Here is a 25,228-nt window from a genome sequence, read left to right on the forward strand (position 1 = left end):
ACGACCTTGCGCAAGGTGCTCGTCGCCAACCGCGGCGAGATCGCCGTCCGGATCGTCCGGGCCTGTCGCGACGCCGGCATCGCCTGCGTGGCGGTCTACGCCGACCAGGACCGCGACGCGCTCTTCGTCCGGATGGCCGACGAGGCGTACGCGCTGGGCGGCGCCACGCCGGGGGAGACGTACCTGTCGATCGAGAAGATCATCGAGGTGGCCCGGCGGTCGGGCGCCGACTCGGTGCACCCCGGCTACGGCTTCCTGGCCGAGAACGCCGGCTTCGCCGAGGCGGTCATCGACGCCGGGCTGGTGTGGATCGGGCCGCCGCCCGCGGCGATCACCGCGCTCGGCGACAAGGTGCAGGCCCGGCACATCGCCCAGAAGGTCGGCGCGCCCCTGGTGGCGGGGACGGCGGACCCGGTCGCCGGGGTGGACGAGGTGCTGGCGTTCGCTGAGGAGCACGGCCTGCCCATCGCGATCAAGGCCGCGTTCGGCGGCGGCGGTCGAGGGCTGAAGGTGGCGCGCACCGCCGAGGAGATCCCCGACCTGTACGACAGCGCCGTGCGCGAGGCCGTGACCGCGTTCGGGCGGGGCGAGTGCTTCGTGGAGCGCTACCTGGACCGGCCCCGCCACGTGGAGACCCAGTGCCTGGCCGACGCGCACGGCAACGTGGTCGTCGTCTCCACCCGCGACTGCTCGCTGCAGCGCCGCCACCAGAAGCTCGTCGAGGAGGCGCCCGCCCCGTTCCTCACCGGCGAGCAGGAGACCCTGCTGCGCGAGAGCTCCAAGGCGATCCTGCGTGAGGCGGGCTACGTCGGGGCCGGGACCTGCGAGTTCCTCGTCGGCCAGGACGGCACGATCTCCTTCCTGGAGGTCAACACCCGCCTGCAGGTGGAGCACCCGGTCACCGAGGAGGTCACCGGCGTCGACCTCGTCCGCGAGATGTTCCGCATCGCGGCGGGGGAGGCGCTCGGCTACGACGATCCCGAGCCGCGCGGCCACTCGATCGAGTTCCGGATCAACGCCGAGGACGCCGGGCGCAACTTCCTGCCCGCCCCCGGCACCATCACCGGCTGGCGCGCCCCCTCCGGCCCCGGCGTCCGCCTCGACGCCGGGTACGAGCAGGGCGAGACCGTGCCCGGCGCCTTCGACTCGCTGATCGCCAAGCTGGTCGTCACCGGCGCCACCCGCGAGCAGGCCCTCCAGCGGGCCGGCCGGGCGCTGGCGGAGTTCGGGATCGACGGCATGCCGACCGTGCTGCCGTTCCACCGGGCCGTCGTGGCGGAGGAGGCGTTCACCGCAGACCCGTTCACCGTGCACACGCGGTGGATCGAGACCGAGTTCGACAACCGCATCGCCCCCTACGACGGGGTGCCCGCCGAGGCCCCGGAGCAGGGCGAGCGCGAGCGGATCACCGTCGAGGTGGCGGGCAGGCGCCTGGAGGTCGTCCTGCCCGCCGGCACCGCGAAGCCGCGTGCCGCCAGGACCGCCGCCCCCCGGCGCGAGAAGAGGGGCGCGGCCAAGGCCGCCGCGGGCGGGAACGCCCTGGTCAGCCCGATGCAGGGCACCATCGTCAAGGTGATGGCCGCCGACGGCGACGACGTGACCGCTGGCGCCACCATCGTGGTGCTGGAGGCCATGAAGATGGAGCAGCCGCTCACCGCCCACAAGGCCGGGACCATCGTCGGGATGTCCGCCCAGGTCGGTGCCACGGTGGCGGCCGGCACCGTGATCTGCGAGATCAAGGATCCGGCCTGACGCCGGGCCGGACCCCACCGGTCAGCGCTTGAGGCGCAGGCCCCACCGGTCAGCGCTTGAGGCGCAGGCCCCACCGGTCAGCGCTTGAGGCGCAGGCCCCACCGGTCAGCGCTTGAGGCGCAGGCCGCGCAGGAAGCCCCACAGCCCGCCGGTCCGGGACGCCACCGGGCCGGCCTGGGCCTCGCCCGCCGCGGACGGCTGCGCCGCGGGCGCGTCGGTGCCGCCGGAGACGCGCTCGCCCGCCGGTACGTAGCCGTCGGCGAGCTCGAACTGGACCGGCAGGGACCGCAGGGCGCGCATGAAGGGGGAGGGACGCCAGGGCAGCTGGTCGGCCGGGAGCGCAAGCTTGATCTTGGTGAGCCGGCTGAACAGCCGTCGTACGGCGATCGTCGTCATCTGGGTCGCCAGCCGGTGCCCCAGGCAGCTGTGCGGCCCCGCGCCCCACGCCAGGTGCGCGCGGGTGCTGCGGATGGCCTCGTGGTCGAGCGCCCCGGCGAAGCGCGGGTCGGCGTGGGCGCCCGCGACGGAGAGCATCACCGGATCGCCGGTGGCGATCGTGTAGTTCCCCATCTTCACGTCGGTCTTGGGGAAGCGGAAGGTCAGGTTGGCCATCGGCGGGTTGAGCAGCGCGACCCGGTTGACCGTCTCGTCGATCGCGCCCACCGACAGGCTCGCCCGCACGTCCGGGTTGGAGACGACCTCGACGACGACGTTGCAGACGAGGCTGGCGGTGAAGTCGAGCAGGCCGGGCAGCATGAGCAGCTCGCGGGCCAGCTCGTCCAGCGTGAGGTCGGGACAGGCCGCGATCATGTAGGAGGGCAGGTCCTCGCCGGGCCGTTCCCGAGCGGTGGCGGCGAGCTCCGTCATGGCCGCGTACAGCCGTTCGAACGCCGCGCCCGCGTCGGGCCCGGCGTCCACCATCCGCCAGATGTCCATGACGACCTCTTCGCCGCGCGCCGCGGTGAACCCCAGCATGCGGTTGGCCACCATCAGCGGGAGCGGCCGCGCGTACTGGGCGGCCAGGTCGGCCCAACCCGTGGAGCCGCCCTCCGCCAGCACGGCGATGAGGTCGTCGGCGTACTGCACGACGGCCTGTTCGAGCAGCTGGGCCTGCGATTGGGAGTGGTCCTGGAACGGCGCCAGCGCCTGCGTCCACGCGTTGCGCAACCGGCGCTGCGCGGCGCCCTCCGAGAAGGCGGAGTTGTTGATCTGGAAGACCGGCAGCAGCGGCCAGTCCGCGGGGATCCGGCCCTCGACGTTCATCCGCCACCTGTCCACGTTCTTGGTCCAGATGCCGCCCGAGTTCTGCAGGACGCGGAGCACCTCCTCGTAGCCGAGGACGAACCAGACCGGCACGCCGAGGACGTCGACCGGGGCGACCGGGCCGTACCTCTTGCGCAGGCGTTCGTGGACGAAGGCGGGGTCCGCGTCGTAGTCCCTGGTCAGCAGCGGTTCTACGGACATCGACATCAGTGCTTCTGCGGGCTGCTGGGGCCACGGGTGGGTCACGGGGATGAACTACCTCTCTGGTTGCCGCCGCACTCTGGGAGATTTTGGCCGGTTCGCTCAAGAGATCTGAAAGCATCACGTAAAGCGGCAGTCATGGCAAGAGGAAAGTGTACGGCCTGTCCTGAATCATGGACGCTGCGTGGTCTCGGTGGCCCTTTCAAGTGATCTGCTATCAAACGTCATGCATCGACGGTCACAATCATCCCGTGAGCCCTGAACCCCATCAAATAGGCCCATACACCATCATCCGGCTCTTAGGACAGGGCGGCATGGGGGTCGTCTTCCTGGCCCGGGACCCAGGATCCCGGCTCGTCGCGCTCAAGACGTTGCGCGACGGACCGGCCGGTGACGCGGGCTTCCGCCGCCGGTTCACGAGGGAGGTCGAGGCGGCGCGCAGCGTGGCGCGCTTCTGCACGGCGCCGGTGCTGGACGCGGGCATCGACGGCGAGACCGCGTACATCGTCACCGAGTACGTGGACGGCCCCGACCTGGCCGGCGCCATCAGGAAGGGCGGTCCGATGGCCGGGGCCGACCTGGAGGCCCTGGCCGTCGGCGTGGCGACCGCGCTCACCGCCATCCACCAGGCCGGGGTCGTGCACCGTGACCTGAAGCCGCAGAACATCCTGCTCAGCCACGTCGGCCCGCGGGTGATCGACTTCGGCATCGCGCAGCTCGTGGAGCCGGACGCGAGCCGGTCCACCGGGATCGTGGGGACGCCCGCGTACATGTCGCCGGAGCAGGCCACCGAGGGCACGATCACGACCGCGAGCGACGTGTTCGCGTGGGGCGGCGTGGTGGCGTACGCGGCGACCGGGCGGCCGCCGTTCGGGACGGGCGGCGCGCCCGAGGTGCTGTTCAGGGTGGCTCACCGCGCGCCGGACCTGGGCGGCCTGGACGAGCGGCTCAGGCCCCTGGTGGCGCAGGCGCTCGACAAGGACCCGGCGCGGCGGCCCACGGCGCAGCAGCTCCTCGACCGCCTGCTCGGCCGGGAGTCGGTGTCGGTGGACACCGGGGTCCGGACGGTGAGCAGCTCCTGGGCTGCCTCGCATGCCCGCCGCCGGGACGCGCCGGCCGCGGGCCGCTGGAAGGCGCCGGTGGCGATCGCGGCCGCGCTCCTGGTGACCGGGGCCACGGTCGCCGCGGCCTGGCGTCCCTGGGAGACGGCCGCCCACGGCGGGGGAGCCTCCCCGGTCACCGCGACCTCCCCGGCGGCGTACGACGGCGCCGTCCCCCCGCTCGCGCAGCTGGACACGTCCGTGCGGAACCTGGACGGCATGCGGGTGCCCGTCCACCTCACCATCGACAACCTGTACCGCGTGGACGGAGCCCTCCGGCTGGAGCTGACCGTGCGGAACGACGCCAAGGACGGCGAGTACGCGGACCTGTACACGATTCTGGGCCGGGACTCGGAGGATCTTTCGAGCATCGGCCTGACCTACAAAGGCGCGCCGAAGACGCTGCGCCCCTACATCGAGAAGGACGGCTTCTGCGTCTGCTCCAGCTGGACCTCGGTCAACAACATCGCCCCGGCCAAGTCCCAATTCCTCGTCGCGGAGTTCGACAACGTGCCGTGGACGGCGAAGAGGGCGGACCTCGATCTGCTGGGGCTCGGGAAGTTCAAGGACGTCCCCATCACCTGATCCGGGCACCATAGTGGAGCGTTGGCGGGATATGTCCTACTCTGGGGCTGCGAGGGGAGTACTTCCCAAGTGCCGATCCGGTCAGTACGGACGTACCATGCGTCCCCGGACGGCCGCCCGCTACCCCCGGGTGAAGGAGACCTCGAACGGCTGAGCACGTTCGAGGAGGTTTCATGTCCGCGGGGACATTTCTGGCTGCGCCCGATCAGGGCAGCATCGCGTCCGTCACCCTGTGGGCGGTCACTGTGGCCGCCCTGGTCCTGCTGCTGGTGATCGACATCCTGCTGACCCGGCGCCCGCACGAGGTCCACATGCGCGAGGCCCTGGCTTGGTCCGCGTTCTACCTGGTGCTCCCGCTGGGCTTCGGCGCGTACCTGTGGGGCGCCTTCGGCACCGGCGTGGCGGTGGAGTTCTTCACCGGATACGTGGTGGAGAAGTCGCTGTCGGTGGACAACCTGTTCGTCTTCATGCTGCTGCTGACGGCCTTCGCCGTGCCGAACGAGCTGACCCAGCGGGTGCTGCTGTACGGCATCGTCGGGGCGCTCGTCCTGCGCGTGATCTTCATCGCGCTGGGTGCGGCGGCGCTGCAGAGCGGCACGTGGGCGTTCCTGCTGTTCGGGGCGGTCCTGATCGTCACCGCGGGCAAGGTGCTCAGGGAGGCGCTGAAGGGGGAGGACCAGCACGTCGACGTCTCCTCCATGCGCAGCGTCCGCCTGCTGCGCCGGTTCGTCCCGGTCACCGCCGACTACCGCGGCTTCCGGCTGATGGTGCGCGAGCACGGACGCCTGGCGATCACCCCGCTGGCCCTGGCCACAGTGGCGGTGTTCGCCACCGACATCGTCTTCGCCGTCGACTCGGTGCCCGCCGTCTACGGGGTGACCGATGACCCCTTCCTCGTCTTCGCCACCAACGCCTTCGCGCTGCTGGGCCTGCGGGCGCTGTACTTCGTGCTGCGGGACGCGCTGGCCAAGCTGCGGCACCTCAACCACGGCCTGGCCGTCATCCTGGCCTTCATCGGCGTCAAGCTGGTCCTGCACTGGGCGCACGGCATCTGGGCGTGGGTGCCCGAGATCCCCACCCTCGCCTCGCTCGGCGTCATCGTCGGGGTCCTGATCACCGTCACGCTCACCAGCCTGCACGCCGGCCGGCGCGCCGACTCGGCGCCCGAGCCCGGCGACGACACCGAGCGTCCCAAGGTGCTGCAGCACGACCCGGTCGACCCGTGAGACCGGCGACCGGGCAGAACCGCGCGGACCCGGTCGTCAGGAGGAGGCGGCGAGGCCGTCCAGGGTGACGGTGATGTGGCGGTCGGCGGCGGCGGGGGACACCTGCTCGTGAAGCCACGCGGCGGCGGACGTGAGCGCGGTCACGTCCGCGCCGGTCGCGTCGGCGCGCAGGGCGCCCGATTCGCGTCCCCGCGCGACGAGCCGCTCGCCGATCCCGGCCATGCGCACGCATGAGGCGTGCAGCTCCGACGCCTCGTCGTCCAGGCCGCCGGCGATCAACGCGGCCAGGCCGCGATAGGTCGCGGCGTGCGCCGTGGCCGCGCGGACCCAGGTGGCGAGCGCGTCCGGCGCCGGGCCGGTCAGGAGCCGGTCGCCGAGCTCGAACAGGGCCGCGTTGCGGTCCCTGAGCAGCGCGCCGATCAGGGCGCGGCGGCTGGGGAAGTGGCCGTAGAGCGTTCCGATGGCCACCCCGGCGCGCCGGGCGATGCCCTCCAGGCTGGACTCCACGCCCTGCTCCCTGAAGGCGGCGTCGGCCTCGGTGAGCAGGCGCTCGTAGTTGCGGCGGGCGTCGGCGCGGGGCCGTCGGGTGGTGGTCATGCGGGGCTTCCCTAGTAATCCGAGGCTGCCTCGATATAGCTTTAGTCGAGGTTGCCTCAGCTTAGCGGAAGGTTTGTCATGATCTTGGTTACCGGAGCCACCGGGTCCATCGGCACGCACCTCGTGCGGCTTCTCCAGGAGAAGGGGGTGAAGTTCAGGGCGCTCGTCCGCGACGAGGGCAAGGGGCGGGCCCTGGGCTGCGACATCGTGACCGGGGACTTCGACGACCCCGGCTCGCTCGCCGCCGCCATGGAGGGCGTCGACCGGCTCTTCCTCAACGCCGGCGGAGCCCAGCCGGTCGAGGGCGAGCAGCCGATGGTCCGCCAGCAGAAGGCGGCCGTCGACGCGGCGCGGGCCGCCGGGGTGTCGAGGGTGGTGAAGGTGTCGGTCTCCGGCGCGCGGCGGGGCGGCCGCCTGGCCCAGGGCGCGCACTGGGAGATCGAGGAGTACCTCAAGGCGTCGGGGCTCGGCTGGTCGATGCTGCGGCCCGGCGGCTTCATGCAGAACTTCCTGACCGGGACGGCGGCCTTCACCGCCGGGGGCAGGCTCCTCGACGGCTACGGGGGCGCGCGCGTGTCGTACATCGACTGCCACGACATCGCCGCCTGCGCCGCCGCCCTGCTCACCGGGTCGGGCGGGCTCGGCGAGACGTACGAGCTCACGGGCCCCCAGGCGCTCACCTACGCCGAGGTCGCGCAGGAGCTCTCGGCCGCGCTGGGCCGGACCGTCGAGCACGCCGAGCTGTCCCCGGACGAGCTGGCCGCCGGGGTGCGCGCGCAAGGGCTGCCCGCGGGGTTCGCCGACGACCTGGCCGAGCTCTCCCGGCAGGTGGCGGGCGGCTCGCTGGCCGCCACGACGACCGCGGTCAGGGACCTGACGGGCCGCGAGCCCCGGACGTTCGGGGAGTTCCTGGCGGCGAACGCGGACGGGCTGAGCCGCCGGTTCATCGACTCCTGAGCTCGCCGGGGTCCTTCGCCAGCGCGGCGAGCCACTGCAGGAGCAGCGCCCGCTCGGCCTCGGTCAGCGCGCCCGGGTGGCCGGTGGTCAGCAGGGCCGAGAGCCGCAGCGCCGCCGTGGCCAGCGAGGTGTCGCCGGGCGCGGCGGCGTCGTTCACGAGCAGGGCCGCGTGCACCGCGTCGCGCACCCGGTGCGACAGCTCCGGGTCCCGGTAGGCCTCCGGCTGCGTCACCAGGCTCAGGGCCACGCCGATGTTGGCCGACATGACGGCCTGCGCGCCGGCGTCCGGGTCGACGCGGAGCCGGCCGGCGGCGGCGCAGCGGACCAGCACCTCCCGCAGCAGGCGCAGCGCCTCCTTCGCCGCGCCGGGCACCTCGGCCAGGCTCGGCGAGAACATCATCCGGTAGACCGCCGGATGGGCCAGCGCGAACGCCACATGCGTGTCCCAGCCCTCCCTGAGGTCGGCCACGGGATCGTCCGACGGCCGCGCGGCCCGCTTGGCCGCCAGATACCGGTCGAACCCGTGGTCCACGACGGCGCTGAGCAGGCCGTTCTTGTCACCGAAGAGCCGGTAGAGGACCGGCGCCCCCACCCCCACGGCATCGCAGACCGCCCGGGTGGAGACATCCCTGTCGGGGGACTCGTCGAGCAGCTTCTCGGCCGCCTCCAGCATCTGGGTCCGAACATCCATGAAGCAACGATAACAGCCTGTTCGTAGCGGCGCTACGCGCGTGTGATAGCGTTGCTCTCGCAAGAGCGAAACGCTGCTACGCCAGGGGGTTTGACATGGCACATCCTCGTGTCGCGCTCGTCACCGGAGGATCGGGAGGCATGGGCAGGAGCATCGCCGAGCGCCTGGCCGCCGACGGCATGACGGTCGTGGTCCACTACGCGGGTAACCCGGCCCGGGCCGAGGAGGCCGTCGCGGCCATCACCGGCCGCGGCGGCACCGCGAGCTCCGTGCGAGCCGACGTCGCCGACGAGGCGCAGGTGGCGGCGATGTTCGACGAAGTGCAGGAGCTGTACGGCGGCGTGGACGTGGTCGTGCACACCGCGGGCGTCATGCTCCTGACGCCGCTGACCGACCTGAAGCTCGACGACCTCGACCGCATGCACCGCACGAACATCCGCGGCACCTTCGTCGTGGACCAGCAGGCCGCCCGCCGCGTCCGTCCCGGCGGCGCGATCATCAACTTCTCGTCGTCGGTGACCAAGCTCGCCCTCACCGGCTACACCGCGTACGCCGCCACCAAGGGAGCGGTCGACGCGATCACGCTCATCCTGGCCAAGGAGCTGCGCGGGCGTGACATCACCGTCAACGCCGTCGCCCCCGGGCCCACCGCCACCCCGCTGTTCCTGGACGGCAAGGAGCAGGAGGTGATCGATCGCCTCGCGGGCCTGGCGCCGCTCGAACGCCTCGGCACCCCTGACGACCTCGCCGAGGTGGTCGCCTTCCTCGCCGGCCCGGCCCGCTGGGTGAACGGCCAGATCCTGTACGCCAACGGCGGAGTCGCCTGACGCGAGCATTGACACCTAGTAGGCGATAAGTGGAACAATGCGCGTTTTGTGTTACCGAAACGGTGACACTCCTGTCTCCTGATCGGAGCAGCGGAGGCTCCGGATCGAGGTGATGGATGTACGCGCGGCCGACGTACGAGGTCGAAACGGTGCTCGCGGCCCGGGCGGGCGACCGCGACGCGATCGACGAGCTGGTCAGGAGCCACCTGCCGCTCGTGTACAACATCGTGGGCCGCGCCATGAACGGCCACCCGGACGTGGACGACGTCGTTCAGGAGACGATGGCCAGGGTCGTGACCGGCCTGTCCGGGCTGCGCGACCCCGACAGCTTCCGCTCCTGGCTCGTCGCCATCGCCCTCAACCAGGTACGCGACTGGCGGCAGGCGCCGCCCGCCGCGCTCGCCGCCATCGACGAGGCGATGGGCCTGGCCGACGCGGCCTCCGACTTCGCCGCGCTCACCGTCACCCGGCTCGGCCTGTCCGGGCAGCGCAAGGAGGCCGCCGAGGCGGCCCGCTGGCTCGACGCCGACGACCGCGAGGTGCTCGCGCTGTGGTGGATGGAGGTGGCCGGCGAGCTGGCCAGGGCCGAGCTGGCCGCCGCCCTGGGGACGAACGAGCAGCACGCCGCCGTACGCGTCCAGCGCACCAGACGCCGCCTGGAGAGCGCCCGCGCGGTGGTGCGCGCGCTGGCGGCCCGCCCGCCCTGCCCCGATCTGGCCGCCGTGGCGCAGACCTGGAACGGCGCCCCGTCCGACCTGTGGCGCAAGCGGCTGTCGCGGCACGTGCGCGACTGCCCGGTCTGCGGCGAGCACCTCTCCGACCTGGTGCCCGCCGAGCGGCTGCTGGCCGGCCTCGGCCTGGTGGCCGTCCCCGCCGGCATCGCCGCCGGCCTGCTGGAGATCGCGCGTACGGCCGCCGCACCGGCGCTCAAGGGCGGCCTGCTGGCCAAGGGCAAGGCAGCCGCGGGCTCTGCGCTGGCGGCCAAGGGCAAGGCGGCGGCCGGCTCTGCGCTGGCGGCCAAGAGTAAGGCGGCGGCGGGCTCTGCGCTGGCCGCCAAGCCGATCGCGGTCGCCGCGGCCGGCGTCACGCTGATCGCCGGGGGAGCCGCGGTCGTCCAGACCCTCCTGCCCGAGCCCGCGCCGCCCCGGCGGGCCACACCGGTGGTGGTGTCCTCCTCGCCCGCGTCCTCACCGGCCCCCTCGCCTCGCCCGGCCCGGCCCACGCGCAGCCCGTACGGACTGACGGTCGACGCGGTGGACCAGGCGCCGCCCAGGAACCGGCCGCCCGCCCCGCTGCCCCGGCGACCCGGCGGCACGGTCGCCATCGGCGGCCGGCACGGATACTCCAGGTACGGCGGAGCCCCGTCGATCACCCACAGGGGCGACTACGTCACCGTCTCCGGCCGCGGCTACGTCCAGGTCCGCTGGGGCATCCTCTACCGCAACCGCGTCGGCCCCTTCCTGCCCGCGACCTGGACCGGGCTCAAGGGCAAGCTGTTCCACGTCGCGTCGGGCGGCGGCCGGCGGATGGACGACGAGCAGGCGCCCGGCGTCACCTGGATGGGCTCGCCCGAGACCGGCTTCGTACGGCTGCCGCGCGGCCAGCAGCAGATGTGGCAGAACGAGTTCTACTACCTCGACGGCCGCGTCACCCTGCACAACAACGAGAGCGGCACGGACATCGACCTCACCGTCTCGCCCAGGACCTGGCAGGAGGTCTGGGCCGACCTCTCGGCCAGGCCCGACCCGGCCAAGGGCATCGTCCGGTACGGCCTGACCCGCGACACCGGCGACGACCGCGCCCCCGTCCCCCAGTACGTCACCAGGGCGGCGAACCCGGAGCGGGTCCCGCAGCGAAGCCGGGTCTGACATTTGTGTTATCGGGGCGTCCCGCGGCGGTCTCCTGTGGCGAGAGTGACCCCTGGGAAAGGATTCATATGACCACGCAGCTCTCCCGCCGGAGCGTGCTGAAGGCGGCCGCGGCGACGGGCGCCGCGGCCGTGCTGCCCGCCGCGACCGCGGGCGCCGCCGTCGTGCTGCCCGCCGTGCCCGCGGCCGCGGAGGCCTTCAAGCATCCCGGCCTGCTGCACACGCAGACCGACTTCGACCGGATGCGGGCCCAGGTGAACGCCGGCGCCCAGCCGTGGAAGGCCGGCTGGGACAGGCTGACGGCCAACGGGCGCTCCAAGAGCACCTGGAAGCCGCGCCCGCTCGAGACGGTGGTCAGGGGCGGCACGGGCGCGAACCACGTCCAGCTCGCCATCGACGTGGCCGCCGCCTACCAGAACGCGCTGCGCTGGAAGATCAGCGGGGAGAAGGCGCACGGCGACGCCGCCCGCGACATCCTCAACGCCTGGTCGGCCGCGCTCAAGGCGGTGACCGGCAACGCCGACCGCTACCTGGCGGCCGGGATCCTGGGCTGGCAGCTCGCCAACGTCGCCGAGATCATGCGCGGCTATCCCGGCTTCGACTTCGAGCGTTTCACGAAGATGATGCTGACGGTCTTCTACCCGATGAACGACCGGTTCCTGAAGGAGCACAACGGCGCCTGCATCACCAACTACTGGGCCAACTGGGACCTGTGCACCATGGCCTCCGTGCTGGCCATCGGAGTCCTGTGCGACGACCGCGCCAAGGTCGACCAGGCCGTCGACTACTTCAAGCACGGCAAGGGCAACGGCTCCATCATGAACGCGGTGCCGTTCCTGCACCCCGGCGGGCTCGGGCAGTGGCAGGAGAGCGGCCGCGACCAGGGGCACACCAGTGTCGGCGTCGGGTGGATGGCCGTGATCTGCGAGATGGCCTGGAACCAGGGCATCGACCTGTACGGCTACGCGGACGACCGCTTCATGAAGGGCGCCGAGTACGTGGCCAAGTACAACCTGGGCGAATCGGTGCCGTTCACCACCTACAAGTGGGGACAGGGCACGACCTGCGTGCAGCGGCAGCAGAGCGAGATCTCCGCCGCCGGGCGCGGCGCCGCCGACCCGATCTGGGCGCTGCTCCTCAACCACTACGGCGTGCGCCGGGGGCTGGCGGTGCCGTACATCGAGGCGTACAGCAAGCGCGTCGCCCCGGAAGGGGGCGGCGGCGACTACGGCGGCTCCAAGTACGACCACCTCGGCTTCGGCACCCTGACCTTCACCCGCGCCACGGCCGGGAGCGGCGGCGGGCTGCTCGCGACGGGGGTGTCGAGGGTGTTCCGGCCGGTCAACCGCCCGGAGGCGTACATCCAGGCCACGGGCCGGATCGGGGCGGAGCCGGTCACCCTTCGCGTCGTGCCCGGTCTGGCCGACGCCAAGGCCTACTCCTTCGTCGACCCCGAGGGGCGCTATCTGCGGCATCGCGACTTCCTGATCCGGTTCGAGGCCAACGACGGGACCGCGCTGTTCCGGCGCGACGCCACCTTCCACGCCCGGCCCGGCACGGCCGAGGGCTCGGTGCGCCTGGAGTCGCTCAACTACCCGGGCCGTTTCGTCCGCCACCGCGCCGACCGGCTACGCCTGGACAAGACCGACAACACCGCCCTGTTCCGCCCCGACACCTCCTTCCACCCCACCCCACCCGCCTGACCCCGCCCCGGCCCTCCGCCCGGTCGCACATCGGCGGCGCCCGTGCCCCCAAGGGACCTCGGCCGAAGTGCGGTCCGTACTTCGGCTGGGGTCCTTCAGGGGGATGTCAGTCGACGTGGGCGTACTGGGTCGCCTGGAGGCGGTACAGCGCGGCGTACGAACCCCCCACGCGCATCAGGCTCTCGTGGGTGCCGTGCTCCACCACCTTGCCCGCCTCGAACACGTAGATGCGGTCCGCGCGCGTCACCGACGTGAGGCGGTGGGTGATGAGGATGACCGTGCGCCCGATGGCGGCCAGCCCCGCGACCTTGTCGAAGATCTCGATCTCCGACCTGGGGTCGAGCGCCGAGGTCGGTTCGTCGAAGACCAGCACGGACGCGTCCCGGAACCACGCGCGGCCCAGCCCGATGCGCTGCCACTGCCCTCCCGACAGCTCGGTCCCGCCCATGAACTCCCGGGCCAGCAGCGTCTCCCAGCCGTCGGGCAGGGACGCCACCACGGCGTCCGCGCCGCTGGCCGCACCGGCGCGCCTCAGTCGTTCGCGGTCCTCGGCCTGCTCGGCGCGGCCGAGGGCCAGGTTGACGCGCGCCGTGGCGGGCCAGCGGGCGAAGTCCTGGCCGACGAGGGCGACCCGGTCGAAGACGCTGCGGCGGTTCAGGACCTCGATGGGCACGCCGCCCCAGCTGACGCTGCCGGCGGTCGGCAGGTAGAGCCCGGCCAGCAGCTTGGCCAGGGTGCTCTTGCCGGAGCCGTTGGCGCCGACGAGGGCCACGATCTCGCCCGGCAGGATCCGGACGCTGACGCTGTCGAGCGCGGGCCGGGCCTGCCCCGGGTAGGCGAAGGTGAGGTTGTCGGCCCGGATCTCGACGGGGTGCGGCGGAAGGGGTACGGGTCCGCTGCGCATGCGCTGCCTGCCGGCCTCCGCGCAGGCCCGTTCCCATTCCAGGACGAACAGGCCCTGCTCGTACACCTGGTTGATCGACATCACCAGGCTGGTCAGCCCGGCCTTGGCGGTGCGGACGGCGATGACGGCGGCACCGGCGGCGGCGAGCGGGATGGCGTCGGCGATCAGCAGCCCCCCGAGGGTGGCGTACGTGATCGCGGTCGCGACCCCGGAGACGGCGTCCCCGGCGAGCGAGAGGCGGGCCTCGTCCTGGCCCAGCCGGGCCTGTTCGCCCTCGGCCAGCGAGGAGAGCCGGCCGTAGTGCCCGAGCAGGAACGGGCCCGCGCCGTGGGCACGGATTTCGGGCGCGACGTCGGGGCGGGTGAGGAGCCCGCTGAGCACGTCGAGCTGCCGGGTGAGCTCCAGCTGCCGCTTGACGGAGGCGAATCGGGCGCGGGCCGAGCGTACGGCGCTCCAGCCCTTCGGCACGACCGTGGCCAGCAGGAGCGGCAGGAGCAGCGGATGGAGCACCCCGAGCACGCTCCCGACGGCGAGCAGGGTGGTGACCCCGGCGAGCAGCTGGGCCGCCTGCGCGATCACGATGCGCGCCGAGCGGGTGCCCTGCCTGGCGGCCTCCAGGAGGTTGTGGAACCCCGCCTCCTCCAGCGCCGCCAGCTCCGCGCCGGCGGCCCCCTCCAGCAGGCGCGTGTAGGCCAGGCGCTCGATCTTGGGCCCCAGGCGGCTGACCGCCGCCTTGCTCACCGCCCGCATGGCGCTGCCGATCGCGGCCGCACCGGCCATCGCGGCGAGCGCGGGGACGCCCGCCGCGATCCGCTCCGCCGTCGGGCCGCCGGTCATGAGGGGCACGAGCACCCGGTACGTGGCCAGCAGCGTGACCACCGTCGCCACCCCGCCGAGGAACTCCGCGACCAGTACGGCGACGAGGGCTCTCGGCGCCGCCTGCCGCGCCAGCCGCACCGTGACCGAGATCAGGCCGGGCAACTCGCGCAGCATCGACACGAAGCCGGTACGCAGCCCCGCCCCTTCGTGCCTGAGCTGGCCGAACGACAGGCGGATGCCCCGGCCGAACAGCGGGTCGCGCCCCGGGACCCCGCGGACCGAGGCGTCGTGGGCGCCCGCACGATGCCGCCCCATCAGGCCGCCAGGAACATGGGCGCCGCCTCAAGATCGCCCGTCACGGCCAGCAGCGCCAGGGCGATCCCCGCCGCGCCGTTGAGCAGGCCGGGCCCGGCCACGTCGAAGCCGAGCGGCAGCCGGCTGTCGTAGGCGGCGCACAGCCGATCGAACAACGTCTCCACCGCCCCTCCGAACCCGCCACCCGATGCGTCGTCCTCCCGTGCGTCCGCCGGTCCTAATCCAGCGCCCGCGAAGGTCGCCGTCATCAGCATCAGCCCGGCGAGTCCGTGGCACACGCCCAGCGAGTCCAGCCCCCACCCGCCAGGGGCTTCGAGCAGCTCGGCCATCGCGTCGCGGGCGGCGCGGCGGTAGCGGGGCTCGTCCAGCGCCTCCCCGGCCAGCCACAGCGCCCGCGCCACGCCCGGAACCCCATAGCACCACGACGCCCGCCGCGGCGAGGGGTACGTCCGCGCGCCGTCCACACCGGCGGGCCACGCCGTCCCCCACTCGTCCTGGACCGCCGCACCGAGCAGCCACTCGGCCAGCGCTTTCACGGCGGGTCGCGCAAGCTCCCCGGCCTGCCCGCTGAGCAGGGACAGCACGGCGAGCGGCCCGGCGATGCCATGGGCCAGGCCGCAGTCGGCGTATCCGTCCCCGACCGACCAGCCCGGCGGGATCCGGCGCATGGGGAACGGCGGGCACGCCGAGGCGCCCCGCACGAGATCGCGGGCCACGGCCTCCAGGCCGGGGGACGGAGGTCTCATGAGCAGGTAGGCGGCGGCGCCCGCCGTCCCGTCGATGAGATCGTGGCCGGCCACCGGCCCCACCGCCGCGTCCAGCCGCCCGAGCACCTTCCCGTAACGGCCCGAGCGCCGCCCCATCAGCGCCGCCGCGACCCCGAATCCGGCGAGCCCGCCGGAGAAAAGTCCGGCCGTTCCCGCCGGTCCGGTAAATGTGGTGTCATTAAGAATGTGATGCCCGGACACGTCCCATTCTGAATTGGGTGCCAGGCCATCCAGCGCCGCATAAAGCGGGACTAGTCCGAGTTTTCCGCGCGCCAGCGAATCGGGCTCCGGAGAAAGGGTTTCCGGCCGGCCCAGGCGGGCCGCCACCTCTTGCGCGATGGCCAGGGCGGCGGCCCTCCGTGCACTGGTGATCAGACGCACCGGCCCGGCGCCTTGGCCCCGTACGTGGGCGAACACGTGCCGCAGTCCCGCGTGCCGTTGCACGTCCCGCTCCACGACACCTGGGTCCCGCAGGTCTCGTCGGAGCCGCTGCAGGCGTAGATCGGCGGCACGGCGCCGGACTCCACGACAAGCTCGATGTCGAGGTCGAACACGTCCTCGCTGAGGTCGATCTGGGCCACTGGGCTCATATCGTCTGCCTTTCTTCGCTGATTTCCCTCGTAAGAGTTGATCGGGGAGTGACCCTACCGATCCTACGAACTTGAGGCCGCCGTTTCGAATAACTTGAAAGGGTTTTACTGACGCCGAAACTCGATGGTACGGTCCTCAGTCAACCCGACACAGGTAAGGGGGCAGCGGGTGACCGACAAGGCAGGATTCATCGCCGCCGACTTCGCGTTGCTGCGGATGGGCGCGCTCCCGGCGGCGCGCGGGCACGGGACGCGCACCGACCACGGCGACCCGGCGGGATACCTCCGGACCGTCACCGCCGATCCGCTGGTCAGAGAGGGGATCGCGGTCTCCAGCCCGTCGCTCGCGCACACGCTCGACGCCGTGCACGAGGGTCGCCCGGTCGAGCCGAAGAAGTTGCGCCGCGCCGTCGTCTCCACGACCCGCTACGTGCTGCGCATGGCCACCAGGCCCACCCCGTTCGGCCTGATGGCGGGGGTGGCGGCGGCCCGCTTCGACGACTCGGCCAAGGCCAGGATCGGCGCGCACCACCAGAAGGGGGTGCGCCCCGACACGGCCTGGCTGCTCGCGCTGATCCGCGACCGCGAGCGCGACCCCGAGGTGCTCCGGCGGGCGCGCGTCGTGCTCAACGACCTGTGCTTCCCCCGCGGCGACCGGCTGGCCCTGCCCTGCCTCCCGCAGGACGGCGAGAGCGCGGTGCTCGAGGTGTCGGTCCGCCTGACCGCCCTGGTCCGCGCGGTGATGGAGCGGGCGCGGCGGCCGGTGCTGTTCGGCGAGCTGGCGGACCAGCTCCACGCGGCCTTCCCGCAGGGGACGCGCGAGCAGGTGGAGGGCGTGCTGGCGCAGCTCGTCGAGCGTACGGTGCTGCTGACCGAGCTGGTTCCCCCCGACGACGCCGCCGACCCGATCGCGCACGTGGCGAGCCGATTGCCGCATGACGAGGGGCTCGCGGCGGTCTCCGCGGCGCTGCGCGCCTACACCGAGCCGGCGCCGGGTGAGGGGCTGCCCGCCTGGAACGACCTGCTCCGCGCCACCAGGCGGTTGGGCCCCGACCACCACGCGCCGCACGTGGACCTGAAGCTCGACGTGGACGTGCGGCTCCCCCGCGCGGTGGCGGCCGAGTTCGAGTCGATGGCCGGCATCCTGACCCGCATCACCCCGCCCGACCAGGGCTCCGTCGCTCTGCGCCGCTACTTCGAGGAGTTCGTGACGAGGTACGGCACCGCCCGGCTCGTCCCGATCAAGGAGCTGCTGGACCCCGAGTTCGGGCTGGGCGCCCCGGCCGGCTACCGGGCCTCCGAGCGCGCGGACGCCGACCCCGAGCGCAACCGCTACCGCGACAAGGTGCTCGGCGAGCTGGCCCAGGGCGCGGTCTTCGACGGCGTGCGGGAGGTGGAGCTGGACGACGCCACGCTCGCCCGGCTGGCCACCGCGGACGACGGGCGGCTGCCCGAGGTCCTGGAGATCGGCGCCCACCTGCTGGCCGATTCGGTGGAGGCGCTGGACCGGGGCGACTTCCGGCTGGTGCTCGCCAACATGCCGATCTCGCGCCGTGGCGGGGCCATGAGCGGGCGGTTCACGTACCTGCTCGGCGAGCTGCGCGACCAGACGGCGCGGCTGTGGCGCGAGGGCGGGGGCGAGGCCGCGGTTCCGGCGCAGGTGACGTTCCAGCCGGCGTGGTCGCGGATCGCCAACGTGGCCCGCGTGCCGACCCTGGCCGACCGCACGCTGCCGATCGGCCGGTACGCCGACCGCGGCGACCCGTCGGTCCTCGCCCTCGACGACCTGGCGGTGGGGGCGACCGGCGAGCGGCTGTTCCTGTTCTGCCCGCGGCTCGGCACGGAGATCGTGCCCGCCACTCTCCACATGCTCGTGGTCCCCCGCGTCGCCCTGGAGCTGGTGCGCTTCATCTACGAGCTGGGCGAGGACCGGCACCGGGCGTGCAGGGAATGGGACTGGGCCGGGGCGGGCGCCGCGCTGCCGTTCCTGCCGCGCGTGCGCCGCGGCCGCACGATCCTGGCCTCGGCGATCTGGCGGCCCGCCGCCGAGCTCAACGACAGGAAGGCGGCGGACGCCGACTGGGACCGCGGCTTCGACGCCTGGCGCGAGCGCTGGCGGGTGCCGGACGAGGTCTACCTGACCAACGGCGACAACCGCGTCGGGCTCGACCTCGACGCCCCGCTGCACCGCCGGATCCTCCGCGACGAGCTGGCCCGCAGGCCGAGCACCCTGCTGGTGGAGCCGCCGGGCGGCAGCGGGTTCGGGACGGGCTGGCTGGGCGGCCACGCCAACGAGGTGGCCGTGACGCTCCGTTCGGCCGCGCCGGAGCCCGCGGTGCGCACCTCGGCCCGCATGGGGACGCCGGTCGTGCGGCACCACCCCGGCGGCGAGTGGCTGTTCGCCAAGCTGTACGCCTCGGCCGACCGGCACACGGACCTGCTCAGGCAGCGGCTCCCCGTCCTGCTGGGCGCGCTGTCCGAGGATGTCGACCGCTGGTTCTTCATCCGCTACTTCGATCCCGCCGCCCACCTGCGCCTGCGCTTCCACGGGGATCCGGCCCTGCTCCACCGCGACGTGCTGCCCCTGGTGCACGACTGGGCCGCAGACCTGTGCCGGGCCGGGCTCGCCCGCACCGTGCAGCTCGACACGTACGAGCCGGAGATCGACCGGTACGGCGGGCCGGAGGCGCTGGAGGCGGCCGAGCGGGTGTTCGCGGCCGACAGCGACGCGGTGCTGGCGCAGCTGCGCCTCCAGCTCGACCTGCGGCCGGAGCTCCTCGCCGCGGCCAACTACGCCGACCTGGCCCGCGCCTTCCACGGGCCGGGGTGGGAGGAGCGGCTGCTGGAGGCGTACCCGGTGGACGAGCACCATCGCGCGTTCCAGGCGATCAGGCGCGACGCCGTCGAGGTCGTCGGCGGCACGGGCCTCGACCCGCGGCTGGAGGAGATCTGGCGGGCCCGCAGGCCCGCGGTGGCCGCGTACGGCGAGCTGATCCGCTCGCTGAGGCGCTGGCCACCCCTCCAGGCGCTGCTGCACATGCATCACAACCGGCTGGTCGGCGCCTCCAAGACCGCCGAGGGCGTCTCGTACGCCATCGCCCGCGGTGCCGTCCAGGCCCTGCGCGACCGGGCGAGGCACGGGCGATGACGGAAATAGTGGAGATCGTCGAGGAGGTCGCGCGGCGGCTGGCCGACCCCGCGGAAGTGGCCCGGGTGGCCTCGGTCAACAAGGACCGGCTCCTCGACGGCCGTCAGCCGCTGGTCTGGCACGCGATGTCGCTGAACGAGGGCTATCTCGGCGTCGCGCTCCTGCACAGCGAGCTCGGCCGCCGCGAGAGCGCCCACGCCTTCCTCGCCGCCGCCGCCGGATCTCAGGCGGGGCGGCACGGGCTGATCGACGGGCTGCCGGCGCTGCTGTTCGCGACCAGGGCGGCGGTCACCCGGCCGGGCGACTACGCCGGACTGCTGGCCCGTGCGGAGCCGGCCGTGCGGGAGCTGATCAAGCAGCGCGCCGAGGACGAGACGCACCGGGGCGAGGTGCGCTTCAGCGCGTACGACGTCATCGAGGGGCTCACCGGCCTGGGCCGCCTGGCGCTGTCGTACGGCGACACGGAGCCGCTGGCGTACCTCATCGCCCTGACCGAGCCGAGCTCGGCGAACGTCCCCGGCTGGCTCGTGACGCACGCCTCCGTCAGGGGCGCGCCCGCCGGTGAGGGCCACTTCAACCTCGGTCTCGCCCACGGGATCCCCGGTCCGCTGGCCCTGCTCGCCATCGCCCACCGTGAGGGCTTCCGCCTGCCGGGCCACGAGGAGGCGATGGAGCGCATCGCGACCTGGTTGCTCGAATGGGCGCACGACGGCTCCTGGCCGCACATCGTCCCCCTGCGGCAGCAGCTCGAACGGGCCGTCCCCGCCGGGCCGCCCATCCGGCCCGCGTGGTGCTACGGAGCCGCGGGCGTCGCGCGCGCCCTCTTCCTGGCGGGGCAGGCGCTCGACCGGCCGGAGTGGCGGGAGGCCGCCCTGCTCGGGCTGCGCACGGCGCTCGCCCGCCCCTGGGACGAATGGGGCATGGTCGACGCGGGCCTGTGCCACGGCTGGGCCGGGATGCTCCACATCACCTGCCGCGTGGCGCGGGAGACCGGTGACGAGGCGCTCCTCGAAGCGGCCGACAGGCTGGCCGGGCGGGTCGCCGGCGAGTTCCGTCCCGAGGCGCCGTTCGGCTTCCGGTACTCCGCGACGGGAGGCGCCGAGGTGGCTCCGGACCGCGTGGGGCTGCTCGAAGGAGCGGCCGGGATCGCGCTCGCGCTGCACCACTACGCGACCGGCCGGCCGCCCGCGACGGGCTGGGACGCCGCTCTGCTGCTCGACTGACATGTCTCGATTGAGGAGATGGACCATGCTGAGCCTCGCCGACCTGGTGGGCGACGAATTCCCGGCCCGGCGGGCGGTCTTCCGTCCGGGCGCGGTGCCGGATCCCGGCGAGATCGCCTCCGTGGCCGACATCGACCGCGTCCTCACCGGCAGCGGCCTGCGGGCGCCCGGGATCCGCGTGGTCAAGGACGGGGCCGTCATCCCCCCGGCCCACTACACCTCGCCGTCCACCTTCGGCTACGCCGGTCTCGACGACGTGGTCGATCCGGGCAAGGTGGTCCGGCTCTACCGCGAGGGCGCGACACTCGTCCTGGGCACCGTGAACCTGCTGCTGCCGCGCCTGCACGAGCTCTGCAAGACCGTCGAGCGGGACGCCGGGCACCCCGTGGACGCCAACGTCTATGTCGCGCCGCCGGGCGCGCGGGCGTTCGACGTCCACTGCGACGCCCAGGACATCATCGTGATCCAGGCGTACGGCGCCAAGCAGTGGACGCTGTTCGACGACATCGTGCCGAACCCCGGCGGCGGGAAGGTCGTCGCCACCGAGGGCGACGGCTCCACGTACGAGCTGCGCGCGGGGGACGTGCTCCACGTCCCGCGCGGGATGCCGCACCTGGTGCGGACGGCCGCCTCCGCCTCCGTCCACATCACGATCAGCGTCAACACCCTGACCTGGGCGGACCTGCTGAAGGGGTTCGTCACCGAGCTCCTGCGCTCCGACGAGTACGCCGTGGCGCTGCCCATGGGCGCCGGCCTCGCCGAGCGCGTCCAGCCCATGGTCAGGCAGTACGCCGACCGCCTCGCGGCGGCGCTGACCGAGGCCGCCACCGCGCCCGCCGTCCACGAACTGATCTACAGCAGGCCCGCCTTCGGGGAGGCGCACCAGGGCGGACTCTTCAGCCAGGCGCTGCTCGGCGCCTCGATCGGGCTGTCCGACCGGGTCTCGCTGCGTCCCGGCACGTGGCCGCTGATCGGCGAGTCGCGGATCAGGACCGGTGACCGGACCTTCCGCGTGCCGGGCGCGGTCGCGGCGGCCTGCGAACTCCTCACGAGCGGCCCCGCGAAGGTCGGCGAGCTCTCCGGGAACCCCGGCGAGGCCGTCAGGATCGCCCGGGCCCTGGTCGATCTCGGTCTGTGCGCGCCGCCCGCTCCCTGAGCACGGACCCGCCGGCGCCCGCCACGGGTTCAGCTCGCAGGGTCATGCGCGGGGTGTGAACTGGTTCAGGTCATAGATGCCGAGCGTCTTTTCGAGGTCGGCCACCTGCCCGACGACGCCGGTGAAGCCGGCCGCGCCGAACCGGCGGTGCTCCTCGCCGCAGGCCAGAAGCCCGCGTTACGTCGGGCGGGTGATGATCGCCCGGCGCAGGCCGTATGCGGCGGCGGCCTCCACGGGGTCCGGAACCAACAAGCACCGGCAGGTTTCCGTTTCGCGACCCCGATCTCGGGATACCGCAGCGCCGCGAAGACGTCGCAGCACAACATCACTGCCGCTTCTGGGCCACGCACAGCTGAGGGCGCTCAGCCCCGTGGCGCCGTCGCGACAAGGGTTGAGCAGCTGCCGGTGGTGTCGCCGGATCGAGGCCACGTTCGGAACTTGCGGTTCAGTCCCCGACCTGACCGGTCAGGGTCGTGCCGTCCAGTCCGGCGAGCAGTTCGCGCAGCAGGCCGGCGAGCTGGTCGCGGCGTTCGGGGGCGAGGTGGCCGATGAGGCGGTCCTCGGTCGCGAGCAGATCGGCGACGACGCGGTCGAGCAGGGCGTTGCCCGCGTCGGTGAGGGTGACCGCGCGCGCGTGGTAGCCCGACCCGGCGGTGGTCCGTTCGACCAGCCCGGCCCTGGCCGCCCGCTCCACGCGCTGGGTGATCGCGCCGCGCGTCACCATGCACGCCTCGGCCAGCTCGCCCGGGCTCATCCGGTACGGCGGGCCGGAGCGCCGCAGCGTGGACAGCAGGTCCAGCGTCGCGACGTCCACGCCCAGCTTCGCCAGGAGGCGGCGGCGCTCGTCGCCGAAGACCTTGGCGGCCCACCAGATCCGGGTGATGACCCCGATCGACTCCACCGGGACGCCCGGCAGCTCGCGCCGCCAGGCGTCCTGGATGGCGTCGGCGCCGTCGCGCGGCGGGTCAGTGGCCACGTTCGGCGCCGCCGTTCACCTGGATGATCTGCGCGGTGACGTGCCCGGCGTCGGGCGAGGCGAGCCAGTGCACGGTCCCGGCGATGTCCTGCGGCGTGCCGGCCCGGCCGGTGTGGGTCTGGGCGACGAGCGTCGCGCGGCGTCCGTCGTCCAGGGTGCCGCCGAAGAACTCGGTGTCCTCAATGAACCCCGGAGCGACCACGTTCACCGTGATGCCGCGCGGTCCTAGAGCGGCGGCCAGGTCGAACGCGTACGGGTGCAGGGCCGCCTTCATCGGGCCGTAGGAGGTGCCGCCCGAGCCCCGGAAGGCCGCGATCGAGCTGAGGAACACGATCCGCCCGGACGGGTTCAGCAGATCGCGCAACGCCTCGGTCGCCAGCACCGACGTCAGCACGTTGGCCCGGAAGTTGCCCGTCCACCGCTCCGCCACGCCGCCGGAACCGCCGGAGCCGCCGTGCGTCTCGACGTTGCCGCCCGCGTTGTTGACCAGCACGTCGATCGTGCCGAAGCGTTCGGTCAGGTCGGCGCGCACCCGCTCGACCTCCGCCGGCTCGCTCAGGTCGGCCGGCAGCGCGGTGGCGCCGATCTCCTTGGCCGCCTGCTCCAGCGTGTCGGCGCGGCGGCCGATGATCACGACTCGGTCGCCGTCGGCCGCGAAGCGCGTTGCCACCGCTTTGCCGATGCCGGTGCCGCCGCCGGTGACCACTGTCGTGCGTGTCATGTTCATCCCTCCTTGGAGTTTAGACCTAAAGTCAGCCTAGCAGAGGGAAGCGGATGCCCCCGAGGGCGGCGGCCGGCGCCGCTCTGGCCGATGAGTGGATCTCGCCCGGCCTGGGATCGGCCGGTGAGCGGTGACCGGCCCGGCGACCCCGGACTCAGAGCCCCGGTCGGGCCTCTGCCGGGCCGTCAGCCCAGGTCGAGGCGGGCGAGTTCGGTGCGGGTGGTGACCCCGAGCTTGGGGAACGCGCGATAGAGGTGGTGGCTGACGGTCTTGGGGCTGAGGAACAGCTGCGCGGCGATCTCCCGGTTGGTGACACCCGTGGCGGCCAGGCGTACCACCTGCAGTTCCTGGGGTGACAGCGAGGCGGCCAGGTCGGGGGCGCTCCGCGCGACGGTCTCGCCGGCCGCGCGCAGCTCGGCACGCGCCCGCTCGGCCCAGGGCGCGGCGCCGACGCGTTCGAAGGTCTCCAGCGCCGAGCGCAGCCGGGTCCGGGATTCGTTCTTGCGGCGGGCGCGGCGCAGCCACTCGCCGTGGAGCAGGTCGGTGCGGGCCCGTTCGTACGGCCGGTTGGCGTCGGCGTGTGCCTGCGCGGCCTGCTCCCAGTGCCGCTCCGCCTCGCCGTCGTCGCGGGCGAGCAGGGCCCGGCAGCGGTGCAGTACGGCCTGCGCCCACGGATGGCGGGCCGCGCCGGCCCAGGACTCGAAGCGGGCCAGCGGCCCGGCGGCGCGTTCGGGCAGCCCGAGCCGTACGGCGGCCTCGATCTGGTCGGGGGCGAAGTAGATGGGCATGATCTGGTGCCGCAGCGGCCCGCGGGCGGCGGCCTCGAAGCGTTCCAGCGCGGCCTCGAAGCGGCCCTGACCCAGATCCAGCAGGCCGAGCGCCCACTCGGCCCACCCCAGGATCGTCACCACCGGATGGGCGCTGCCGTGCGCGATCGTGCGTTCGGCGAGCTCACGGCAGTCCTGTTCGCGGCCCTGGACGGCGGCCACCATGGCCAGGACACTCTCGAAGTGCGCGATGCGGTGCGTCTGGCCGATGTCGGCGGCGAGCCGGCGTCCCTCGGTCGCGGTCGTGACCGCGTCGCGCAAGCGCCCGAGATACATCTGGTGGATCGCCAGCACCGCCTGGGCGAGCGGCAGCAGCCCTATCATGCCGTCGGCCCGGCATTCGTCGATCGCCGAGCGGGCGATGGCGAGCCCGTTGTCGAAGTCGCCGGAGATCCCGGCCAGCGAGCAGAGGCTGATCCTCAGGGCCGTCATGCCGGAGGGGATCGCCGTGGCCAGGGCGATCAGCTCGCGAAGCGGCGGCAGCGCCCGCTCCAGGTCGCCGGCCAGGAAGTCGGCCATCGCCTGGGCCGCCCGGACGAACCCGTCCAGCCCGTCCTGCGGCGTCAGCGGCAGGACGGCCAGCCGCGCCGCCGACTCGGCGACGGCCGCCGGATCGCTGAGGTACCAGGCGTTGCGCACCGCGTCGAGCAGGAGGAGCGCCGCGCCCTTGTGGTCCAGGCCGGCGATGGAGGCGGCGCCGTCGAGAAGGATCCGGTGGGCCTCGTGCACCGCGCCCCGCTCGAACGCGATCCGGCCGCGCAGGCCCGCCAGCCGGGCCAGGGTCAGCGGGTCGTCGCCCAGCCGCCTCGCCTGGTCGGCCAGGACCTGCGCGTGCTCCGGGGTTCCGCCGTCGGCGGCGGCCTCGGCGGCCAGGGCCAGCCGGCGGGCGCGTTCGGCCAGGTCAGGGGTGAGCCGGGCGGCCCGCTCCAGGGCCGCGCCGGCCGCCGCGTGGCCGGCGCATTCACGGGCGCGGCCGGCGGCCCATTCGAGCGCGGCGGCGATCGGCTCGTCA

19 protein-coding genes are annotated in these 25,228 nt (G+C 73.3%); 10 read left to right on the forward strand and 9 right to left on the reverse strand.

Annotated elements, in window-relative coordinates; translation table 11 throughout:
- Window positions 1–6: 6 nt before the first annotated feature.
- Window positions 7–1,752, forward strand: a complete 1,746-nt coding sequence (locus ACFKCF_RS05995) for an acetyl/propionyl/methylcrotonyl-CoA carboxylase subunit alpha (protein ID WP_394491482.1) — start codon at window positions 7–9, stop codon at window positions 1,750–1,752.
- 105 nt (window positions 1,753–1,857) lie between these two features.
- On the opposite strand, the gene ACFKCF_RS06000 is transcribed toward ACFKCF_RS05995, so the two are convergent.
- A complete protein-coding gene (locus tag ACFKCF_RS06000; RefSeq protein WP_394491427.1) occupies window positions 1,858–3,222 on the reverse strand; it encodes a cytochrome P450 in 1,365 nt (454 codons plus the stop codon).
- Window positions 3,223–3,467: 245 nt separating this feature from the next.
- Between ACFKCF_RS06000 and ACFKCF_RS06005 the strand changes: the two genes are divergently transcribed.
- Both ACFKCF_RS06005 and ACFKCF_RS06010 read left to right on the forward strand, forming a co-directional pair.
- Complete coding sequence (locus tag ACFKCF_RS06005) at window positions 3,468–4,901, forward strand: serine/threonine-protein kinase (protein WP_394491429.1); 1,434 nt, start codon at window positions 3,468–3,470, stop codon at window positions 4,899–4,901.
- 173 nt (window positions 4,902–5,074) lie between these two features.
- On the forward strand, window positions 5,075–6,127 hold the full coding sequence (locus tag ACFKCF_RS06010; RefSeq protein ID WP_394491431.1) for a TerC/Alx family metal homeostasis membrane protein: 1,053 nt from the start codon (window positions 5,075–5,077) through the stop codon (window positions 6,125–6,127).
- A gap of 36 nt (window positions 6,128–6,163) precedes the next feature.
- Here the strand turns inward: ACFKCF_RS06010 and ACFKCF_RS06015 are convergent, their stop codons facing one another.
- Window positions 6,164–6,724 (reverse strand): TetR/AcrR family transcriptional regulator, encoded by a 561-nt coding sequence (locus ACFKCF_RS06015; RefSeq protein ID WP_394491433.1) that lies wholly within the window; start codon window positions 6,722–6,724, stop codon window positions 6,164–6,166.
- Between the two features lie 78 nt (window positions 6,725–6,802).
- On the opposite strand from ACFKCF_RS06015, the gene ACFKCF_RS06020 reads away from it, so the two are divergent.
- Window positions 6,803–7,681 carry an NmrA family NAD(P)-binding protein gene (locus tag ACFKCF_RS06020; protein WP_394491435.1) on the forward strand — a complete coding sequence of 293 codons (879 nt, stop codon included), beginning with the start codon at window positions 6,803–6,805 and terminating at the stop codon, window positions 7,679–7,681.
- On the opposite strand, the gene ACFKCF_RS06025 is transcribed toward ACFKCF_RS06020, so the two are convergent.
- The gene (locus tag ACFKCF_RS06025; RefSeq protein ID WP_394491437.1) at window positions 7,668–8,372 is read right to left on the reverse strand and encodes a TetR/AcrR family transcriptional regulator; all 705 of its coding nucleotides are present in this window, start codon (window positions 8,370–8,372) and stop codon (window positions 7,668–7,670) included. The genes ACFKCF_RS06020 and ACFKCF_RS06025 overlap by 14 nt on opposite strands.
- 95 nt (window positions 8,373–8,467) lie before the next feature.
- Between ACFKCF_RS06025 and ACFKCF_RS06030 the strand changes: the two genes are divergently transcribed.
- From ACFKCF_RS06030 to ACFKCF_RS06040, 3 genes are all read left to right on the forward strand, one after another.
- Window positions 8,468–9,199, forward strand: coding sequence for an SDR family oxidoreductase (locus ACFKCF_RS06030; RefSeq protein WP_394491439.1), 732 nt, complete (start codon window positions 8,468–8,470; stop codon window positions 9,197–9,199).
- A gap of 116 nt (window positions 9,200–9,315) precedes the next feature.
- Window positions 9,316–11,067 (forward strand): RNA polymerase sigma factor, encoded by a 1,752-nt coding sequence (locus ACFKCF_RS06035; protein ID WP_394491441.1) that lies wholly within the window; start codon window positions 9,316–9,318, stop codon window positions 11,065–11,067.
- A gap of 68 nt (window positions 11,068–11,135) precedes the next feature.
- Window positions 11,136–12,770, forward strand: a complete 1,635-nt coding sequence (locus ACFKCF_RS06040; protein WP_394491443.1) for an AbfB domain-containing protein — start codon at window positions 11,136–11,138, stop codon at window positions 12,768–12,770.
- Between the two features lie 106 nt (window positions 12,771–12,876).
- On the opposite strand, the gene ACFKCF_RS06045 is transcribed toward ACFKCF_RS06040, so the two are convergent.
- The 3 genes from ACFKCF_RS06045 to ACFKCF_RS06055 are packed head-to-tail and all read right to left on the reverse strand — an operon-like array spanning window position 12,877 to window position 16,165.
- Complete coding sequence (locus ACFKCF_RS06045) at window positions 12,877–14,808, reverse strand: ABC transporter ATP-binding protein (RefSeq protein WP_394491445.1); 1,932 nt, start codon at window positions 14,806–14,808, stop codon at window positions 12,877–12,879.
- Entirely contained in the window at window positions 14,808–16,031 is a 1,224-nt protein-coding gene (locus tag ACFKCF_RS06050) for a lanthionine synthetase LanC family protein (protein ID WP_394491447.1), read from the reverse strand. The genes ACFKCF_RS06045 and ACFKCF_RS06050 overlap by 1 nt, the downstream gene beginning before the upstream one ends.
- Window positions 15,947–16,165, reverse strand: a complete 219-nt coding sequence (locus ACFKCF_RS06055; RefSeq protein ID WP_394491448.1) for a hypothetical protein — start codon at window positions 16,163–16,165, stop codon at window positions 15,947–15,949. The genes ACFKCF_RS06050 and ACFKCF_RS06055 overlap by 85 nt, the downstream gene beginning before the upstream one ends.
- Before the next feature lie 169 nt (window positions 16,166–16,334).
- Between ACFKCF_RS06055 and ACFKCF_RS06060 the strand changes: the two genes are divergently transcribed.
- Genes ACFKCF_RS06060 through ACFKCF_RS06070 form a run of 3 tightly spaced genes read left to right on the forward strand, consistent with a single transcriptional unit; the run spans window position 16,335 to window position 21,692 of the window.
- Window positions 16,335–19,313, forward strand: coding sequence for a lantibiotic dehydratase (locus ACFKCF_RS06060; RefSeq protein ID WP_394491450.1), 2,979 nt, complete (start codon window positions 16,335–16,337; stop codon window positions 19,311–19,313).
- Complete coding sequence (locus tag ACFKCF_RS06065; protein ID WP_394491452.1) at window positions 19,310–20,536, forward strand: lanthionine synthetase C family protein; 1,227 nt, start codon at window positions 19,310–19,312, stop codon at window positions 20,534–20,536. Before ACFKCF_RS06060 ends, ACFKCF_RS06065 begins: the two co-directional genes overlap by 4 nt.
- A gap of 25 nt (window positions 20,537–20,561) precedes the next feature.
- On the forward strand, window positions 20,562–21,692 hold the full coding sequence (locus tag ACFKCF_RS06070) for a JmjC domain-containing protein (protein ID WP_394491454.1): 1,131 nt from the start codon (window positions 20,562–20,564) through the stop codon (window positions 21,690–21,692).
- Window positions 21,693–22,137: 445 nt separating this feature from the next.
- On the opposite strand, the gene ACFKCF_RS06075 is transcribed toward ACFKCF_RS06070, so the two are convergent.
- The 3 genes from ACFKCF_RS06075 to ACFKCF_RS06085 all read right to left on the reverse strand — a co-directional run.
- Window positions 22,138–22,668, reverse strand: a complete 531-nt coding sequence (locus ACFKCF_RS06075; RefSeq protein ID WP_394491456.1) for a MarR family winged helix-turn-helix transcriptional regulator — start codon at window positions 22,666–22,668, stop codon at window positions 22,138–22,140.
- Window positions 22,658–23,389 (reverse strand): SDR family NAD(P)-dependent oxidoreductase, encoded by a 732-nt coding sequence (locus ACFKCF_RS06080; RefSeq protein ID WP_394491458.1) that lies wholly within the window; start codon window positions 23,387–23,389, stop codon window positions 22,658–22,660. Before ACFKCF_RS06080 ends, ACFKCF_RS06075 begins: the two co-directional genes overlap by 11 nt.
- Before the next feature lie 185 nt (window positions 23,390–23,574).
- Window positions 23,575–25,228 (reverse strand): LuxR C-terminal-related transcriptional regulator (locus tag ACFKCF_RS06085; protein ID WP_394491460.1); only part of this gene is annotated, 1,654 nt, incomplete at its 5' end.

Source organism: Nonomuraea sp. JJY05 (assembly GCF_043496855.1).
Classification (GTDB): Bacteria; Actinomycetota; Actinomycetes; order Streptosporangiales; family Streptosporangiaceae; genus Nonomuraea.